Annotated in this window: 18 protein-coding genes and 1 pseudogene; 15 read left to right on the top strand and 4 right to left on the bottom strand. The window is 36.5% G+C overall.

What is annotated here, in order from left to right; translation table 11 throughout:
- Positions 1 to 33 precede the first annotated feature (33 nt).
- Positions 34 to 555, bottom strand: a complete 522-nt coding sequence (locus ACQKMF_RS17740) for a DUF2179 domain-containing protein (RefSeq protein ID WP_101225365.1) — start codon at positions 553 to 555, stop codon at positions 34 to 36.
- 241 nt (positions 556 to 796) lie between these two features.
- Between ACQKMF_RS17740 and ACQKMF_RS17735 the strand changes: the two genes are divergently transcribed.
- The 8 genes from ACQKMF_RS17735 to ACQKMF_RS17700 all read left to right on the top strand — a co-directional run bounded on the left by ACQKMF_RS17735 (position 797) and on the right by ACQKMF_RS17700 (position 7,062).
- On the top strand, positions 797 to 1,141 hold the full coding sequence (locus tag ACQKMF_RS17735) for a n-acetylglutamate synthase (RefSeq protein ID WP_260357726.1): 345 nt from the start codon (positions 797 to 799) through the stop codon (positions 1,139 to 1,141).
- 27 nt (positions 1,142 to 1,168) lie between these two features.
- On the top strand, positions 1,169 to 1,741 hold the full coding sequence (locus tag ACQKMF_RS17730; RefSeq protein WP_101225479.1) for a histidine phosphatase family protein: 573 nt from the start codon (positions 1,169 to 1,171) through the stop codon (positions 1,739 to 1,741).
- A gap of 41 nt (positions 1,742 to 1,782) precedes the next feature.
- On the top strand, positions 1,783 to 2,454 hold the full coding sequence (locus tag ACQKMF_RS17725) for an NAD(P)H-binding protein (RefSeq protein ID WP_260357725.1): 672 nt from the start codon (positions 1,783 to 1,785) through the stop codon (positions 2,452 to 2,454).
- A 333-nt stretch (positions 2,455 to 2,787) separates the two neighbouring features.
- On the top strand, positions 2,788 to 3,204 hold the full coding sequence (locus tag ACQKMF_RS17720) for a BlaI/MecI/CopY family transcriptional regulator (RefSeq protein ID WP_101225362.1): 417 nt from the start codon (positions 2,788 to 2,790) through the stop codon (positions 3,202 to 3,204).
- Positions 3,204 to 4,055, top strand: coding sequence for a M56 family metallopeptidase (locus tag ACQKMF_RS17715; protein ID WP_230175913.1), 852 nt, complete (start codon positions 3,204 to 3,206; stop codon positions 4,053 to 4,055). Before ACQKMF_RS17720 ends, ACQKMF_RS17715 begins: the two co-directional genes overlap by 1 nt.
- A 71-nt stretch (positions 4,056 to 4,126) precedes the next feature.
- Positions 4,127 to 4,555, top strand: a complete 429-nt coding sequence (locus ACQKMF_RS17710) for a DoxX family protein (protein WP_101225360.1) — start codon at positions 4,127 to 4,129, stop codon at positions 4,553 to 4,555.
- A 411-nt stretch (positions 4,556 to 4,966) separates the two neighbouring features.
- Positions 4,967 to 5,575 carry a ClpP family protease gene (locus tag ACQKMF_RS17705; RefSeq protein ID WP_101225359.1) on the top strand — a complete coding sequence of 203 codons (609 nt, stop codon included), beginning with the start codon at positions 4,967 to 4,969 and terminating at the stop codon, positions 5,573 to 5,575.
- 1,061 nt (positions 5,576 to 6,636) lie between these two features.
- Positions 6,637 to 7,062 carry a VOC family protein gene (locus ACQKMF_RS17700; RefSeq protein ID WP_427574287.1) on the top strand — a complete coding sequence of 142 codons (426 nt, stop codon included), beginning with the start codon at positions 6,637 to 6,639 and terminating at the stop codon, positions 7,060 to 7,062.
- Positions 7,063 to 7,273: 211 nt separating this feature from the next.
- On the opposite strand, the pseudogene ACQKMF_RS17695 reads toward ACQKMF_RS17700, so the two are convergent.
- A pseudogene (locus ACQKMF_RS17695) lies at positions 7,274 to 7,366 on the bottom strand (hypothetical protein); the annotation flags it as partial.
- A gap of 225 nt (positions 7,367 to 7,591) precedes the next feature.
- Between ACQKMF_RS17695 and ACQKMF_RS17690 the strand changes: the two are divergent.
- Positions 7,592 to 8,371, top strand: a complete 780-nt coding sequence (locus ACQKMF_RS17690) for a hypothetical protein (protein WP_230175915.1) — start codon at positions 7,592 to 7,594, stop codon at positions 8,369 to 8,371.
- Positions 8,372 to 8,620: 249 nt separating this feature from the next.
- Here ACQKMF_RS17690 and ACQKMF_RS17685 read toward each other — a convergent pair whose 3' ends face one another.
- Positions 8,621 to 9,253: a 2OG-Fe(II) oxygenase gene (locus tag ACQKMF_RS17685; protein WP_101225356.1), complete on the bottom strand. Its 633-nt coding sequence runs from the start codon at positions 9,251 to 9,253 to the stop codon at positions 8,621 to 8,623.
- Between the two features lie 479 nt (positions 9,254 to 9,732).
- On the opposite strand from ACQKMF_RS17685, the gene ACQKMF_RS17680 reads away from it, so the two are divergent.
- The 6 genes from ACQKMF_RS17680 (at position 9,733) to speD (ending at position 15,544) form a co-directional block, all read left to right on the top strand.
- A complete protein-coding gene (locus ACQKMF_RS17680) occupies positions 9,733 to 10,908 on the top strand; it encodes an acyl-CoA dehydrogenase family protein (protein ID WP_402937116.1) in 1,176 nt (391 codons plus the stop codon).
- Between the two features lie 208 nt (positions 10,909 to 11,116).
- Positions 11,117 to 12,271 (top strand): betaine/proline/choline family ABC transporter ATP-binding protein, encoded by a 1,155-nt coding sequence (locus ACQKMF_RS17675; protein WP_427574284.1) that lies wholly within the window; start codon positions 11,117 to 11,119, stop codon positions 12,269 to 12,271.
- Positions 12,272 to 12,283: 12 nt separating this feature from the next.
- Positions 12,284 to 12,937 carry an ABC transporter permease gene (locus ACQKMF_RS17670; protein WP_133346510.1) on the top strand — a complete coding sequence of 218 codons (654 nt, stop codon included), beginning with the start codon at positions 12,284 to 12,286 and terminating at the stop codon, positions 12,935 to 12,937.
- Between the two features lie 11 nt (positions 12,938 to 12,948).
- The gene (locus ACQKMF_RS17665; protein WP_427574282.1) at positions 12,949 to 13,866 is read left to right on the top strand and encodes an osmoprotectant ABC transporter substrate-binding protein; all 918 of its coding nucleotides are present in this window, start codon (positions 12,949 to 12,951) and stop codon (positions 13,864 to 13,866) included.
- A 17-nt stretch (positions 13,867 to 13,883) separates the two neighbouring features.
- Positions 13,884 to 14,546 carry an ABC transporter permease gene (locus ACQKMF_RS17660; RefSeq protein ID WP_230175916.1) on the top strand — a complete coding sequence of 221 codons (663 nt, stop codon included), beginning with the start codon at positions 13,884 to 13,886 and terminating at the stop codon, positions 14,544 to 14,546.
- A gap of 161 nt (positions 14,547 to 14,707) precedes the next feature.
- Complete coding sequence (speD, locus tag ACQKMF_RS17655; protein WP_260357721.1) at positions 14,708 to 15,544, top strand: adenosylmethionine decarboxylase; 837 nt, start codon at positions 14,708 to 14,710, stop codon at positions 15,542 to 15,544.
- Positions 15,545 to 15,567: 23 nt separating this feature from the next.
- On the opposite strand, the gene ACQKMF_RS17650 is transcribed toward speD, so the two are convergent.
- Positions 15,568 to 16,593 carry a YeiH family protein gene (locus ACQKMF_RS17650; RefSeq protein WP_427574483.1) on the bottom strand — a complete coding sequence of 342 codons (1,026 nt, stop codon included), beginning with the start codon at positions 16,591 to 16,593 and terminating at the stop codon, positions 15,568 to 15,570.
- Between the last annotated feature and the right edge of the window lie 87 nt (positions 16,594 to 16,680).

The following is a 16,680-nucleotide window of genomic DNA, read 5'->3' as shown; positions in this document are numbered from 1 at the left end:
CCATCATAACAAGATGGGCTTTTGCATTTCGGTTCAGCTTGCTTTATTTTTCAACCGGTCCAATAAAAAACCACCTTTAAAATAACGTGGTTCATATGAAATGATGAAAGCCTTAGGTTCAAACTTTTCAACGGTTGCTATCAATTCTTGTTCCCGATTGCGTTTTGTCAAGATTTCCATCCGATAACGGTTGCTATCCCTGCCCTCGCCCGTATAAAGAGTTACACCAAATCCGTTATTCCTCAATGTATCTACCAAAAGTTCATTTTTGGTTTGAGTATTAACGGTTACATTAATAAAACCGATGGCAAGTTTTTGCTCAATTTTCGTACCAAAAATTATTCCGATTCCAAAACCGACTGCATATACAACCATGGCGAGTATGCTTTGGTCACCGCCAAATACTAAGGATAATCCAAAAACGTATATTAACATTTCTGCGATACCCAGTATCGAGGCAAGTATGGTAATATTTTTTACTAAGAAAATGGTTCGCAACGTATAAATCGGAACATAAATAAGTTGTAATAGTAGAATCAGAAGTATTTCTTTCACTTGAGCACCTCACCAACATCTTCCAGTTTGATTAGACGTTTCACCTTGGGAATTGTTCATTCCATAAGTAACATCTTCCATAATCTAACCACATCATAATAGGGGAATTCAATGGGGAATATTATGTATTTTTTGTGTCATTTTCTGGACACAGAATTAACAATCCTATAAGATTTTTGAATATTCATTTTTTGATTAATTTGGTATCATTATCCTTATTAATTCATATGGAGGAATGATGATGTTTAATTATGATGGTAGGATTTTCAAAGCTCTAGTCAATTCTGAAAATGGAGAAGTATCGGGAAATACTTCCTTCCACTATTCACAAGAAGGCTCAATTCTTTCAGCAAGTTATCATGGTGGTGAGATTGTTAAAGGAACTTTAATAGGGCTTGTCAATATGGATGGTTCCTTGGAATTCAGGTATAATCATATCAATGAAAAAGGTGAAATTAGAGGAGGCAGCTGTCTTTCCACTCCTGAATTATTGCCAGATGGCAGGATACGCTTGCATGAAAAATGGAAATGGTCAGATCTAGATCAGACTGAAGGACACTCCATCATTGAAGAAGTGAAAAATTAACATTCTACATAGAAGGGTTTGAGGACAATTACTACTATCTGTTTAGTGCGGCATGGTCAAACAGATTGGAATGCACTAGGGAAACTGCAGGGGCAGACTGATATTCCTTTAAATGAACTAGGAAAGATACAGGCACGGCAATGTGGTGAATTCTTGTCAAAAGAAGCTTCTTGGGATGTGATTATTTCGAGCCCTCTAAAAAGGGCAAGGGAAACGGCAGATATCATTTCGCATTATATTGAAGTCCCGGTCATTGAAAAAAAGGAATTCATTGAAAAAAACTTTGGCGTTGCCGAAGGAATGACAGCAGCTGAAAGGGCGTCAGCATTCATTGATAAAGAATATCCTGGTCAGGAAAATCAGGAATCTTTACGAAACAGGCTGATGAATGGGCTTCAGGGAATTCAGAAGGAGTATCCTGAGAAAAAAGTTATACTTGTTGCACATGGTGCAGTCATTCATTTTATTTTACGCTTGATGTCAAACGAGTCAATCGTATCAAATGAAATGCGCTTGTTCAATGCGTGTTTGAGTACGATAAGATTTGAAGTCGATTCTTGGATAATTGATGATTTCAATCAAGTGCATCATTTATCTTAGTCCTATATTATTCAGCAGCTAATGACGGAAAGTGGGAAATCATGATTAATAAGACGGCATTGATTTTAGGCGCTACAGGTGTGGTAGGCACCCAGTTGGTTAAACAGCTAAGCAACAGCAAAATCTATAGTGAAATCCATTTGCTGACAAGAAGGGAAATGAAATTCACGGAGCCCAAGTGCACAGGACATGTTGTGGATTTCGATAATTTGTCCCAGTATGCCTATTTATTCAACGTCACCGATGTTTTCATTTGTTTGGGTACAACGATCAAAAAGGCTAAATCGAAAGAAGCTTTTCGTAAAGTTGATTATGACTATATAATCGAAGCAGCTAAAATGGCGAAGACATCGAATGTTGAAAAATTACTCGTCATTACGGCCATGGGAGCCAATTCCAAATCAAAGTTTTTTTACAGTCGTGTCAAGGGAGATCTGGAAGGAACACTACAACGCTTGGAAATGAATACTGTACATATATTCCGCCCTTCCTTACTTCTAGGAGAACGCGAGGAATTCAGGGCAGGTGAAAAGATTTCGGGGCTGCTAAGTACTTTTGTGAAATTTGTCTTTGTAGGCCCTTTACGTCCATATCGTGCAATAGAAGCAAACAAAGTAGCTGCTGCAATGTACGCTGCAGCCCAAACGATGGCTAAAGGATATCATTTTTATGATTCTCATGAAATAGAGAAACTTGCACAAAGGGTTAACTAGTGAAACGAGCCTGCAAAAGGCTCGTTTTTTAATCTAAAACGCTTAAAAGGAAAAACGAACGGATGAACATTGCTACAGAAAAAAGGTAGTGGAGAGTAATAGAGGTGGTTAACCAGAAGAAACAGCAAGGTCAAAAAATTTGAGGAAATGGAGGACAAAGGATTACTATTAATTATTGAAACGTGCCTGTAAAAGGCTCGTTTCAGACTGTAGTCAAACTCGAAGAAACACCAGTTTGCCTACTGTTTTTATTTATAAACGTTCAAATCTTCCAGATGAAACTTGATTGTAACAGTGATATCCACTACAATTTGTAGTGGGAGGTGGTAAAGGATGAATATTAAAAATTTTAAATATGATGAAGTTGGACTGAATCGTTTCTTTGGTCCATTGGAAGCAAATATCATGGAATATTTATGGGATAAAGATGAACAGAGCATCAAAGCGGTTCAGCAATCATTGGAACTTGACAAACCTATCAATTTCAACACGGTAATGACCGTCATGAATCGTTTAGTCGAAAAAGGCATTCTTGAAAAGAGGTCTGAAGGAAGGCTCTCATTATTTCGCCCAGTTCAATCCAAAGCGGAGTTTTTAGAAGAGCAGTCAAAGAAACTGACTGAGAATTTGCTCGATGAATTTGGTGGAGCGGTCATAAGCCATATGCTGGATGCCATGAAAGATGCTGACCAAGGTTTAATTGAAAAATTGGAACAAAAAATTCAATCGTTAAAAAAGGATAAATTATAATGTGGAAGAGTAAGTCTTATTTTGTGATAAGCCTGAGTCTTTTAATTGCCTGTGTAGTATGGTGCCAAATGGGAGCGTTTTTGGTACATATCTTTTTTGGTGTGAATATTAAAGCCAACTTTTTTAAATTTTGCTTTAGTCTATTCAAGGAAGATTCAGTATACTATTTTGTAGTCGTCACCCTGCTCAGTATAATAATATCCTATAGCATATTGAGCACCCTTTTCAAAATTGCAGAGCAATATTTCTTATCCAGAAGGTTTAAACAAAAGCTTTTTCTTTCCAAAAATTTTGAAAAGACAAGGTTTATAAATGAAACATTCAACCGGGTCAACAATGATATCTTAGTTGTGAATGCTGATCAGCCTCTTGCGTTTACGCTTGGTTTTTGTCGGCCATTCATTGTGTTTAGTTCTGGTTTAATTAAATTATTGGACCAGGATGAGCTAGAAGCGGTAGTAGAGCATGAAGCCTTTCACCAAAAAAAATATCATCCGCTGGTAATATTTATTTTACAGTTGATATCAGATGCTTTATGGTTTGTCCCACTTACAAAATGGTGTCATAAAAATTACAAAATAATAAGTGAATTATCAGCCGATGAAAATGCGATAAATAAAATGGGGACTGAATTAGGCATAAGTACTGCTTTGTTGAAGTTAATTAAACATGGTTACACTGATAAATCCTCGCCCGTCCTTGTCCACTTCTCCAATGAATCAGTTAACTATAGACTTCAGCAATTAATCGATCCCCATAAAAAAATTCCTTTGAGGGCTGAAACTACTACGATTTTTGTTTCTATTTATGTTTTGCTTATACTTTTGGGAATGACTATAGTGATTGTCTGATGACTTTCACTTGATTTTTTTACCACATTGCACTACACTTTGTAGTGTAAAATAAAAAAAGGAGATGTGACATGAATAAACAAGAGATCGGTACCTTTTTATTAAGAGTTATGTTGGGAATTTCATTTTTGCTACATGGATTGTCAAAATTCCAAGGTGGGTTGGAGAACACATCAGGATGGTTTCAAAGTATAGGCATACCGGGATTTATGGCCTATGTAGTCGGTGTTATTGAATTGTTTGGAGGAATTGCTTTAATATTAGGTCTTGGAACAAGAATAATATCTGCCCTCCTTGTATTCATCATGGCTGGTGCAATTGTTTATGTGAAATTCCCTGCAGGTTTTATGGGGAATGGAGAAGCTTCAGGGTACGAACTGGATCTCGTTCTTATGATTATTGCACTTCATCTAGTTTTAAATGGAAGTCGATTCCTATCGATAGATTCTAAGTTACCTAATCTTAAAAGAGGACAAGATTCAGAAATGAAAGCAAGTTAATAAAAATAAACAATATCACAGTGTTAAGTTTATAGCTCACCAAATTGAAACGAATAGACTAAAGTCAAAAAGGACCTAATCGATTAGGTCCTTTTTTTGATGGAGCGATATTCTGTTGAAATGCACCAGAACCTTTGATTTTTTCTACTATTGTATGCAAATAATCGATAAAGAAAATCGAGTCAGGGTTTAATGGTTTGGAATTTCAAAATTGGGCTATTGTGTTTTTTCCTTTGTAAAAGGTTCTACATTCTCATTTCACTTTTCTATGTTCTAAAAAATAATGGACTTTAAAATGATGATGAATGCTGTTGCGAAGATTGTACTTGCTGAATAAATTAATAAATAGATATGATTGTGTATTACACTTTTTCTTCCTATAACACAGCATATTATTAAGGAGGATTTATAATGAAAAAAGTTGAATTCAATAATGAATATTTAGAAATAATAGGAAATTTACCTGATTCTCTTGAGGAGTATCAGTTTTACCTTGGACTGAAAGAACGGAAAATTTATTATAATTATGATGTGGATACAACCATTGTAAATAAAATTGTTTATTGGATTCAAGAATGGAATCGAGAAGATGAAGAGTTAAATATTCCAATAGATAAAAGAAAGACAATACAAATTTATGTAACATCTGATGGTGGAGATGTAGTGGCTGGTTTTTCTGCCATTGATGCAATTAAATCAAGTAAAACGAAAGTTGAAACCATTGGTGTAGGATCTTGTGTTTCTATGGGTGCGTTACTGTTGATTAGTGGACATTATAGAAAAGCATATCCCAATACAATAATTCTTATTCATGATGGAAGTATGTCTGTTCAATCAACTTCTAAGAAGGCTAAAAATACAATGAATTTCTATGACCGTTTAGATAATCGTATTAAGAAGTTTGTTGTGGAAAATACCAACATTTCAGAAGAATTGTATGCTGAAAAGGAAGATGAAGAATGGTACATGTTTGCAAATGACGAAGGTTTGAGTTTAGGAATTGTACATGAAATAATTTAATACTTATAGTTTATTGGGAAGTGAAATTGGTTATAATTCTTCTATTATTTTTAGAAGAAAAACGTTAATTTTTTTCGGTTATATAGTTAAATCTGTACTACAAACAATAAATATCTTATTTTTTCAAGATTAATTACCTCTTATATCAACATTCTATAGCTATTTTCCATCTTTTTTAGAACGTGAGAATTTAAACGAGATGGGTAACTTATATAATAGTGGGATACAAATTTAGTCTGAGAGCCATTAATCAACCAGAGGCAAATTAGCATGATTCTAAGCTACAAAAGATAAAAGACTAGACAAACTTTCAAATTTGGGAATGAAAAGAACTGATAGTCCGAATATATGACTGGCTACTCAGTATTTAAGTAAACGTCAAGTAGCCCCAAAATATACTACATAAGTGGTGTATTTCGGGGCTACTTTTTGTTCGCTACATTTTTTTATTGGTACTCTGCATATGGTAGGCAAAGTGCAGGAGAGAAAATCTACCATGTACCGGGCGGGGAATTTTAAGACGAATCGGCTGCGGAAAAAAAAAATTGATTGGTCTATGCAATCCATCAGGTTCCTTTTTTAGTTAAGTAAGGCTAAAAGAGAAACACTGAAGGATTTTTCTATTAGTCCAGCAATGAGATTCAAGAACTTCCATATTAAACGTAATTGGGTGTTATGATCATTAGGCTTGATAAGGACCGTGGTTTCTCCTGCTTCTATAGCTTTTATGAATAACAAACAAAAAATAGATTAATTTAATGCAAAAGCTTCTGTTGGTGTTTAATCGAAGAAAATTCCAAAGTGAATGGTTCAGTTTTTGTAACAATGTGGTCATGAACAAAACAAACACTTTAAGATAGTGGGATAATCATTTAATATTTTATTTAAACCAGTCTGTCACCTGAAAAATTGTTAGTATTCAAGTGATTTTCGTTGACGAACACACGTTCTTTGTTATAAAATACAGTCATGGGTAATAATGGTTATTGTCCACAACTTCAAAAAGAGGCTTGGAAGTTACTCATGCTTTCTAACAAAAATTAGAACAAAAGGAGCTATTTATGACCATGCGACTGTCCCCCTATTTAATGATGAACGGAAATGCAAAAGAAGCGATTCAATTTTACGAAAAAGCACTTGATGCGAAAGTCCTTTTTAATCAAACTTTTGGAGAAATGCCTGAAAACCCGGAATTTCCTCTGCCAGAAGAAGCAAAAAATCTTGTGGCACACGCAATGTTAAAGGTTGGGGAAACGGATCTCATGTTTTCCGATACGTTTCCAGGTCAACCTAGTCACTCTGGAGATCAAGTCACGATCTGTATTTCAATAAACGATATTGAAAAATCAAAAAGAATCTTTGAAACATTGTCTCAAGGCGGAGAAGTGACAATGCCGCTGCAGGAAGCTTTTTTCAGCCCTGCATATGGAATTGTAACAGACAAATTCGGTGTAACCTTTCAAGTGTATACAGAGGGTAAACAATAATCTCTAGTTAACTAATAGCAGCTGCTTTGGTGACTTAGTTGCAAACCCAATTTCTCAATTATATATCACTGAGAGATTGGGCTTTTTAATATTGGCATATCCTTAACATTGTAAATCCACGTGTTGCTTGCGGTACTCCTTATGGAATTATAGGTATGATACCTATCGCTTTTGTCTAAGTTCATTCCGCCCCTTCAGAAAGATTCAAAAATAAAACACTTTTCCTCCGGGTCAATTCACGTGCTTTCTTCACTGCCATACGGGGTCTTGCTGTCATTTTCCCTTTATCTACAATTTTACGGGCCATGTTCTGGTCCCACTTTTAAGTTTGATACCTTATCGTTATCTCTCTGTGATATTCGTCATATATTCTTCATCTGTTTGTTCTTTGTTTAGAAAATGGCTATGCTATCATTTAAAACATTGGCATATAAATTAGCCGCATTGTTTGCAAAATATATTCCTTTTAATAGGCTAATAGCAATCGAAGTAATATTACGTTGCGTAATAAGGGGGAAGGGGGAACAACGTGAACACAGATCAAGCTTTCGACCTGTTAAAGGACGCAGGAGTAACAGAAAGCAGCAGTATACAAACTGTTAGACGCTGGCTCCGTGAAGGTAAGATTAAATATGAGGGAGGAAACGGGATTAGAGAAACTGGATACATATTGGATGACACAGATCAAGCATTTGAAATGTTAAAAGATGCAGGAATAAAAGAAAGTAATAGCATACAAACTGTTAGGCGCTGGCTTCGTGAAGGTAAAATTAAAAATGCGGGAAACGGAAAGAGGAACACTGGATACATAAGCGATGAAACTGCTTCAAAGCTGGCCATAAATGATTTCATAGATCAAAATAAGGACGAAATCATACATCGATTAAAATTGAAAATACAAACTCAAGATAAGCATATAGAAGGAATCGAAGAACTTCATGAAACTGCAAAAAGAATATTGATTCAGCAAAGGGATATGTTCAAAAAGGAAGTTGCCATTCTAAAGAATGAGAAAAGTGAATTACAAAATGAAACAAAGGATTTATTAAAAGAAAATATTGAATTACGTAATGAATTGATAAAATTAAAAGAAAACATCAGAAATAATTACAATATTGATTCCACTGCTCAATCAAATGATTATAGTAAAAAATTAGGGCTTTCTAAAATGGCGAGCAATAAAGAAGTATTAGCAGAATATAAAGGGTTATTAAAAATAACTCACCCTGACCATAATGGCAACGCGAAGGTATTTCATTACATTAAGACTGATTACGATAATTTTAGAAAGAGCAACAAAGGTAAATGAGAGCGTTTTTAAAAAAAGTATAATCAAATCAAACTTAACGAGAATTCCAGGGCAAAAGTATGTTTTGAAACGAATCAATTGTTTAGGATCAAGAAAGCTATGAAGTTCAAGGGAACATTATTTTTTTGATGCCATTCGTTTGGTCATTTTAAGTAAACAGTTTCCAAATGAACAAATAGGTGCCTTAGATCATTTGGCACCTAAAATTGAGGTATTTATAGTCCAGCGTTTACATTATCAAGCTGCAGACTATTTTTTTTGTCGCCTCATCCATTGTGTTGCAACCCATTTTTCACCAGTGATAACTGGCGCTCCACTGTGTAAAGTTAGTTCGTTTAGGTTTTTATCGTTATAGAAATATTCGAAATATACAGCCATTCCTTTTCGCGGTGACACTGAAAAATTCAGCTTAGGAAAAAAAGTTTCCCCTCCATGCTCCACATCATTTAAATACATGATGATTGTGCTAATTCTATTATTTTTTGCTGCCAGACTTGTAGATGTGAAAAAATCAAAATGAGCTTTATATTCTTGACCAGGAGTATATTTAAGAATTTGAATACCATCTCCATGTTCAATGGGGATACTCATGATGGATGATATTCTTTTTTCAATTTTAGTTATGACGTCATATTCTTTTTCTTGAAAAAACATGCTACTGCTTGTTCTTATTTCATTTACCTCGTGTGTAACTCCAATTTTGGAACGGTGCATTTTGTCTTTTGACAATCTAATAAGTTCGTCACATTCATCGTCACTTAAAACATTTCCTAAAACTACAATTAAAGGTTCTTCTAATCTAGCAATTACGTTAATTTCTCGATCTTCTGTTATAATTTTATTTCCAATATGATTAAAGATGGTTTGTTCTTTAACTGTCAACTTTCATCGACTCCTAGAAGAATGAATTTTCCGAACAATTAGTATCTCTTTCTTTGTAAACGTTTTCTCTGTTAATTATACCATAAACGTTGTTATATAACTGTTTCTTATTCTGCTAACCTCCATATTGAGTCAATTAAAACGAACATTTTGTCGAAAAAAAGGGAAATTGATTTTTACAAAAGAAGTCGATGTTATTGTAATCCCATTAATATTCCAAAAATAACCTCGGTAGAATATATAGAAAACCCATATTCAAAGCAGTTAAGTAATACATAATTAAAATGGTAAAAAAAAGATTTGTTAAAGGGAATTCAATACTTTTGTTGAACATGAATATTGTGGAACATTTTTACTGTTTGATGTTTGTTATTGTAATCGCTTACATCAAGGCGTTTAACATATTTTCATGGAAGGGATTATAAGTTATTTTGACATTGATGTATTTAATAAAACCATTAGCGAATGGAGGTTAACCTATGGTTAGCACGCTGGCAATCAATAAAGATGATTCCCGTTCCTTCCTAACGGAAGAACATTTATTATTTAAACAATCAATTCGTGAATTTCTCGCAAAGGAGGCTGTCCCCTTTTATGATCAGTGGGAAAAAGAGGGGGGAATACCTCGCTCCTTTTGGAAAAAGATTGGAGATAATGGATTTTTATGTCCCTGGCTTGATGTGGAATTCGGTGGAATAGGAGCGGACTTTGGATATTCAGTTGTGCTGGCAGAGGAATTGGAAATGGTTGGTTCAGCTTTAGGTGGAATATCCATTCATTCGGATGTTGTAGCCCCTTATATAGCTACATTCGGAACAATAGATCAACAACAAAGGTATTTACCAAAGTTCTTTACAGGAGAAATGATTTCCGCCTTTGCGTTCACAGAGCCGGGAATGGGTTCGGAAATAGCGGATATTCAAACCACTGCCATCAAGAAAGATGGATATTATAATGTTAATGGAGCTAAAACGTTTGTCATAAATGGCTTTACAGCTGATTTCATGATAGTAGCATGCAAAACTGATCTTAATGCTGTTCCTTCTCAGGACGGAATCAGTTTGCTGCTCATTGATAAAGATACGCCAGGATTTTCGCGAGGAAGAAAGCTTGGTAATGCTGGACAGGGAAGTTCAGGCATAGCCGAGCTATTTTTCGATGATGCTTTAGTACCTGTTGGCAACCTCCTTGGTGAGGAAGGGAAGGGTCTTTCATATATCATGCAAAAACTGCAACAGGAAAAACTAATGTGTGCGATTGGGTCTTTAATAGCAGCGAAGGACATGCTTCACTTAACGATGAATTTTATAAAAGGACAAAAAGCATTTGAAAAGAAAATAAGTAAATTTAAAAATGCACAGTTTACCATTGCTGAAATAGCGACCGATATTCAACTGGGAAGGACGTTTGTTGATGGGTTGATCTGTAAACATATGACTGGGGAGAATATCATAACTGAAGTATCGATGGCTAAATATTGGATAACAGAGATGTCTAAGCGAATATCTGAAAAGTGCATGCAGTTACATGATGGATACGGACATATGGAAGACGATAATATTACCCGGCGTCACCGGGACAATCCTTTTTCAAAATTCTTTACAGGGACAGATGAAACCGTAAAAATTCTGATTGCTAAAAATATCGGGTTTTAATTCATTATTAATACTTTAAATCAATCAACTGCCTCAATTAATATGAGGTAGTTTTTTTATGACATTTTTTCAATATAATTACATATGACTAGTCTTTTAAATAAAAAGGTTTATTCAGCTTATCTAATGGGTACAAAAGACTGTGCATATGAAAAATTAATATATTTGTAAAATTTGTAATTGTATGCGAATGATGGAGGTGCTTGTTATGTTAAAAATTGAAAATGTATCGAAAATCTATAAGGGAGGAAAGAAAGCTGTAAAGAATATATCTTTGGATATTAAAAAAGGGGAGTTCATTTGCTTCATTGGTCCGAGTGGATGTGGTAAGACAACGACAATGAAAATGATTAACCGCCTTATCGAACCATCGGAAGGCAAAATACTTATTAATGGTGAAAATATCATGGATAAAGATCCAGTCGAGCTAAGAAGACAGATTGGGTACGTTATCCAGCAAATCGGACTTTTCCCTCACATGACGATTCTTGAAAATATCACCCTCGTTCCAAAACTTCTAAAATGGAATGAACAGAAGAAAAAGGAACGCGCACTGGAATTGCTTAAGCTTGTCGATATGGGCCCTGAATACCTGGAAAGGTATCCTTATGAATTGAGCGGCGGGCAGCAACAAAGGATAGGCGTTCTCAGAGCGCTTGCTTCCAATCCTCCACTCATTTTAATGGATGAACCTTTTGGCGCATTAGATCCAATCACCCGCGATGCTCTTCAGGAGGAATTTAAAAATTTGCAGCGCACACTTGATAAAACGATTGTTTTTGTTACCCATGATATGGATGAAGCCATTAAGCTAGCCGACCGGATCGTCATCTTAAAGGCTGGTGAAATCGTCCAAGTGGGAACACCGGATGAAATCCTCAGAAACCCAGCCAATGAGTTCGTGGAAGAATTTATCGGAAAAGATCGTTTGCTTCAAACAAGACCGAATGTTGAGTTGGTCGAACAAATCATGAGTCGAAATCCAATATCCATTACAGAAGAAAAATCCCTTACCGATGCAATTACAATAATGCGAGATAAAAGGGTCGATTCTTTACTTGTGGTTAATGAGCAAAATATTTTGAAAGGGTTCGTTGATGTTGAAACGATCAGTGAATATCGAAAAAAAGCTAAATTTATCAGTGAAGTCATCAATACTGAAGTCTACTCAGTCAAACAGGATACTTTAATCCGTGATTCCGTTCAGAAGATTTTAAAGCGAGGGTTCAAATATGTGCCTGTGGTTGACCAGAATAAACATTTGGTCGGAATTGTCACTAGGGCAACATTGGTCGACATCGTATATGACAGCATCTGGGGAGAGGAAGAAAATCAAATGGCAGAAATGGCAGAAATGTTTTAGGAGGTGAATCAGATGGAAGCTTTGCTCAATTTTTTACAAACGAACTGGCAGGAATTGATTTATAAGGCATGGGAGCACTTATATATATCCATGATCGCTGTTTTCCTCGGAATAATAGTTGCCGTGCCACTAGGAATTATGTTGACCCGAATGAAAAGGAGCGCTTCGATAATAATCGGAATTGCAAACATAATGCAGACACTGCCGAGCCTTGCAGTCCTGGCCTTTTTCATTCCTTTCCTCGGCGTTGGGAAAACTCCCGCAATCATTGCGTTATTTTTCTACTCTGTTTTACCCATACTCAGGAATACATATACAGGCATTAAAGGCGTGAATGAAAATCTGCTTGAATCCGGCCGCGGCATCGGGATGACAAGCTGGGAGAGGATTCGTCTGGTAGAATTCCCGCTGGCACTTTCAGTCATTATGGCTGGTATCCGTACGGCTTCCGTCTATTTGATCGGGTGGGCCACCTTGGCTTCCTTTATTGGAGGCGGAGGACTTGGAGATTACATTTTTATCGGTTTGAATTTATACCAAACAGAATATATCATCGCAGGTGCAGTTCCGGTAATCATCATGGCTATCCTTGTGGATTATGTATTCTCGATCATTGAACGAAAAGTCGTTCCAAAAGGATTGAAAGGTATGAAGGAAGTTGCTTGAGGAGGATTACCATGTATAAAAAAATGAGACGTACAATTTTAATGGCCCTTTTAGTTTGTTCATTAATGATCACCGGCTGTTCTTTGCCTGGTTTAGGGTCATCTTCTGAAACTACTGTAAAGATCGGTGCCCAAAGCATGACCGAATCCGAAATACTTGCGAACATGATTGCTCAACTCCTTGAAAGGAATACGGAACTTGATACGAAAATCATCAAAAATCTAGGTTCCAATTTCGTTCAGCAAAAAGCGATGGAGACCGGTGATATAGACATAGCAGCAACTCGATATACAGGGACGGATTTAACGAGTGTCCTGGGACAGGAAATCGAAAAGGATCCAGTAAAGGCGTTGGAAATTGTTCAAAGGGAATTCAAAGAACAATATTGGTTCAAATTTTTTGATTCCTATGGGTTCGATAACACGTATGCCTTTACGATTTCAAATGAATTGGCTGAGGAAAAAGGGTATCAGAAAATATCTGACCTAGAAAAGGATGCAGATAATTTAAGGTTAGGTGTAGATAGTGCTTGGCTGAAAAGGAAAGGGGATGGTTATAGAGGGTTCGTCGATACATATGGATTGGAATTTGGAGAAACTTATCCGATGCAGATAGGCCTGGTATACGATGCAGTCAAAAATGGACAGATGGATATTGTTCTTGCATACTCATCAGATGGACGGATTAAGGTTAATGATCTGAAGCTTTTAGAAGATGATAAAAAATATTTTCCGCCATATGACTGCTCACCGGTCGTTACCGAAGAATTATTGGAGCGATATCCTGAAATTGAAGATGAACTTAATAAGTTAATTGGCGAAATCACTACTGAAACCATGCAGGAACTGAACTATGAAGTTGATGGGAACTTGAAGGAGCCATCCGTCGTAGCTTCAGAATTCCTTAAAGCACATAAATATTTTGAATAAATGGGAGGTGCAAACTTATGGAAACCTTGCAACAGCTGGGAACTTATTATTCACAGAATTGGATGTATGTACTTACTGAATTTTATCGCCATTTTTTAATGTCAGCTTATGGGGTTTTATTTGCAGCAATTGTAGCCATCCCGATAGGCATTTTCATTGCAAAACATAAGAAATTGAGTAATTGGGTATTTTCGATAACGAATGTCATACAAACCACACCAGCATTGGCTATGCTCGCACTCTTGATGCTAGTAATGGGGTTAGGAACAAATACAGTAATCTTATCATTGTTTTTATATTCCTTACTGCCGATCCTGAGGAACACTTATGTCGGTATTACAAGTATAGATCATGCTTATTTGGAATCTGGAAAGGCAATGGGGATGACGAAGCTGCAGTTACTTAGAATGGTCGAACTGCCATTATCTCTGTCTGTCATCATGGCTGGCTTACGTACAGCGCTTGTCGTTGCAATTGGAGTAACTGCTGTCGGTACATTCGTAGGGGCAGGCGGACTGGGGGATATCATTGTCAGGGGGACGAATGCTTCAAATGGAACGGCAATCATACTTGCTGGAGCAATCCCGACGGCATTGATGGCCATTCTCTCAGATCTTGTACTCGGATGGCTGGAACGAATTCTTTCACCGATAAAAAAGAAAAAAATTCATACTGCATAGAACAAATCAGGATAATAAAAAAGCCGTTGCATGTTAATGCAATGGCTTTTTCTTGGCTTATCGATAAAAAGGCAGAAGCTTAGGCTCGCAGACTTAGTTTTTTATTTCAGAAAAAGGGTAACTATAAGGATAGTCCTAAAAAAATATAAGGGGAATCAATCATGAAACTTACACCAGAGCAGCGTATTGAACTTCATGGATTTAATAATCTTACGAAATCTTTAAGCTTTAATATGTATGATATTTGTTACACAAAAACCAGGGAAGAGAGGGAGGCCTACCTGGATTATATCGATGAACAATATAATGCAGAGCGGCTTTCGAAGATCTTGCACAACGTTTCTGATTTAATAGGGGCACATGTTTTAAATACGGCCAAACAGGATTATGTCCCTCAAGGCGCCAGTGTAACCATTCTTGTTTCAGAAGGTCCTGTCGTCGAGGTACCTATGGGGACTTATGAGGAATCACCAGGGCCTTTGCCTGATAATGTGGTCATGCAACTGGATAAAAGCCATATTACCGTACATACATACCCTGAATACCATCCAAATGAAGGCATTAGCACATTCAGAGCCGATATCGATGTCTCTACTTGTGGGGAAATATCACCACTTAAAGCCCTTAATTATCTCATTCATTCCTTCGATACAGACATTATCACGATCGATTACCGAGTGAGGGGCTTTACACGAGATAAAGATGGGCAAAAATTGTTCATTGACCATGATATTAATTCCATTCAAAACTATATTCCTGATGAAGTAAAGGGTTTATATGACATGATTGATGTGAATGTATACCAGGAAAATATATTCCATACAAAATGTAAGCTGAAAAGGTTCGATATTAATAATTACTTATTCGGTTATACAGAGGAAAAGCTGAATAAAGAGGAAAGGCAAGAAATTATAGAAAGACTTCAAACGGAGATGGATGAAATTTTTTATGGTGCCAATGTTCCGCATCCAATAGTAAAAAACAAGCATGCCGATTAAGGGATGCTTGTTTTTTTGAAAAGTTAATTTAAATGGAATGCCTGCACCAATACATACCCGAGGCATGTCAATAAGATAGAGCCGATCAGTCCAGCTAAAAAAGGTTTACCGCCATATTTTCTAAAAGTTACAAGGTCAATATTCAATCCTAGTCCTGCCATGGCCATAGCCATGAGGATATAGGAAAGCATAACAAGTTTATCAGCTAAAGGTTCGGGAACTGCACCAGTAGAGTAAATGGCACTCATTAATAAAAATCCAAAAATGAACCACGGTATCTGAATGGACTTCCAGGAAAATTTCTTTCCGGTAACTGTTGATCGGTCTTTCCAATTCATGATGAACCCAATCAAAATGGCGACGGGAATGAGCAGGGCCACCCTTGTCAATTTGACCACCACTGCCAAGTCGACTGCCTCATTTCCCCCTGGTGCTGCAGCAGCGATGACATGAGCAATTTCATGAAGTGTCGCACCTGAAAAAATACCATATCCTTGATCGGATAACTCCAATAATGGATATAGGATCGTATATCCGAAAGTGAAGGTTGTGCCTAAAACAGCAACCGTCGCTACAGCTATTGCTGTATCTCTTTCCTTTGCTTTTATTTGGGAGGAAATTGCCAGGATGGCAGCAGCTCCGCAAATACCCGTTCCGCAAGCTGTCAATATGCCTAGCTTTTTCTCGACTTTAAATATGCGGGTCATTCCATAAACTACTAATATAGCAAATACCAGACTAATGGCACCAACTGCAAATGTTTTCGGACCGGCATTAAAAATATCCTTTAGGTTCAAGCGCATGCCCAATAAGATAATGCCCACTCTCAAAAGGACTTTACTTGAATAATTTGTTCCTGCAATGGCGTAGGCTGGGACGCCAATCAGTGATTTCCAAACAACACCAATCAGTATCGCAATGACTAACTGTCCCATTATATGAAGGAATGGAAGCTCTGCTAAGTATTTTGCTGAAATGGCAATTAGCAAAGTCAATGCTATCCCTTTTGTAAAACCGAGTTTTTTAGTTTCAACGTTTGTTTGTTCCAGTGTGATCACTCCATCTATGTTGATGGCTTAACTTTAAAGCTAAATTAAAAATAAGTGAAATATATTTTTGCTATTTCAATGATTACT

The organism is Peribacillus sp. NPDC101480, assembly GCF_050277335.1.
Classification (GTDB): domain Bacteria; phylum Bacillota; class Bacilli; order Bacillales; family DSM-1321; genus Peribacillus.
Note: the sequence above shows the minus strand (reverse complement) of the source record. Positions and strands in the feature narration are given on the sequence as shown.

What these genes read in the sequence shown, in the direction of transcription:
- ACQKMF_RS17735 (WP_260357726.1), top strand. Translation starts at nt 797, where the DNA reads ATGTTTAATTATGATGGTAGGATTTTCAAAGCTCTAGTCAATTCTGAA.
- ACQKMF_RS17725 (WP_260357725.1), top strand. Translation starts at nt 1,783, where the DNA reads ATGATTAATAAGACGGCATTGATTTTAGGCGCTACAGGTGTGGTAGGC.
- ACQKMF_RS17720 (WP_101225362.1), top strand. Translation starts at nt 2,788, where the DNA reads ATGAATATTAAAAATTTTAAATATGATGAAGTTGGACTGAATCGTTTC.
- ACQKMF_RS17715 (WP_230175913.1), top strand. Translation starts at nt 3,204, where the DNA reads ATGTGGAAGAGTAAGTCTTATTTTGTGATAAGCCTGAGTCTTTTAATT.
- ACQKMF_RS17710 (WP_101225360.1), top strand. Translation starts at nt 4,127, where the DNA reads ATGAATAAACAAGAGATCGGTACCTTTTTATTAAGAGTTATGTTGGGA.
- ACQKMF_RS17705 (WP_101225359.1), top strand. Translation starts at nt 4,967, where the DNA reads ATGAAAAAAGTTGAATTCAATAATGAATATTTAGAAATAATAGGAAAT.
- ACQKMF_RS17700 (WP_427574287.1), top strand. Translation starts at nt 6,637, where the DNA reads ATGACCATGCGACTGTCCCCCTATTTAATGATGAACGGAAATGCAAAA.
- ACQKMF_RS17680 (WP_402937116.1), top strand. Translation starts at nt 9,733, where the DNA reads ATGGTTAGCACGCTGGCAATCAATAAAGATGATTCCCGTTCCTTCCTA.
- ACQKMF_RS17675 (WP_427574284.1), top strand. Translation starts at nt 11,117, where the DNA reads ATGTTAAAAATTGAAAATGTATCGAAAATCTATAAGGGAGGAAAGAAA.
- ACQKMF_RS17670 (WP_133346510.1), top strand. Translation starts at nt 12,284, where the DNA reads ATGGAAGCTTTGCTCAATTTTTTACAAACGAACTGGCAGGAATTGATT.
- ACQKMF_RS17665 (WP_427574282.1), top strand. Translation starts at nt 12,949, where the DNA reads ATGTATAAAAAAATGAGACGTACAATTTTAATGGCCCTTTTAGTTTGT.
- ACQKMF_RS17660 (WP_230175916.1), top strand. Translation starts at nt 13,884, where the DNA reads ATGGAAACCTTGCAACAGCTGGGAACTTATTATTCACAGAATTGGATG.
- speD (WP_260357721.1), top strand. Translation starts at nt 14,708, where the DNA reads ATGAAACTTACACCAGAGCAGCGTATTGAACTTCATGGATTTAATAAT.